The 879-nt window shown below is 40.8% G+C and carries 2 protein-coding genes; both read right to left on the bottom strand.

Annotated features, from left to right (window positions below):
- Nucleotides 1–230 precede the first annotated feature (230 nt).
- On the bottom strand, nt 231–443 hold the full coding sequence (locus tag B0181_RS12485) for a Fic family protein (RefSeq protein WP_115338112.1): 213 nt from the start codon (nt 441–443) through the stop codon (nt 231–233).
- Nucleotides 444–596: 153 nt separating this feature from the next.
- Nucleotides 597–879, bottom strand: a 283-nt coding sequence (locus B0181_RS11735) for a HigA family addiction module antitoxin (RefSeq protein WP_143821613.1), incomplete at its 5' end; no start/stop codon positions are given.

Raw genomic sequence — 879 nt, 5'->3', positions numbered from 1 at the left:
AGACAAATAAAAATCCCGCCATGGGGCAGGGCAAAATGCGACAGTTTGTTTAAATCGTTAAATCTTTTAAAATCTCTGCAAGCTTGATATAGTTTATTTCGCTGCTTGCTACTTTCACCATTAAATCATCTAAGCCATGATTGGCAATAAATACAGCACTTCAATTAAAGCCGTATCAAGCCCACCATGTTTTTTGAAATACGGTCAAAAATTAGTCTAATTGAATACTCCTATTTTGCGCATGATGAGATAAGCTGCAAGCCAAGTTTTGTCAAACGATACTGTTGATTACGGCTGCTCGGTTTATCTGTAATCGTCATTTCTATTAAACCTTGCTCCAACGCTTTTTGTAAAAAACGTTTTCTAAAATAGGTTCTGTGTGAAATTTGCAACTCCATCATAAGCGTTTTAATGCTTTTTGGCTCGTCAATTAATAATACCAAAAGACTAGTTAAAGTCTGTTTAACTGGTTCAGCTTGTATCCTAACTGGGTCACTAACTGGGTCACTAACTGGGTCACTAACTGGTTTTGTAAATTCGGTATGAACCGGCAATCGGATAATAAAATAATCCCTATCATCATTAATTGGGTTAAATCACCAAGCCATTTGATAGGGGTGAATACCTGCCAAAGTATCACTCATACTTTCTTCGGCAAGTTTTAACTCATAAGTGGCTTGCAAGTTTAGCCAAGTTTGTGCATCACCGCCAAAGTAGCGAGCAAGGCGCAAGGCGGTGTCGGCGGTAATGCCACGGCGTTCACGCACAATCTCATTGATACGCGCAGGGGTTACGCCTAGCGCATTGGCAAGTGCGTTGGCGCTCATATTAAGCGGTACAAGATACTCTTCACGCAAGATTTCGCCCGGGTGAACAGGG

The organism is Moraxella caviae (assembly GCF_002014985.1).
GTDB classification, from domain to species: Bacteria; Pseudomonadota; Gammaproteobacteria; order Pseudomonadales; family Moraxellaceae; genus Moraxella; species Moraxella caviae.
The sequence above is the reverse complement of the archived record's forward strand: the minus strand, read 5'-3'. Positions and strand labels throughout refer to the sequence as shown.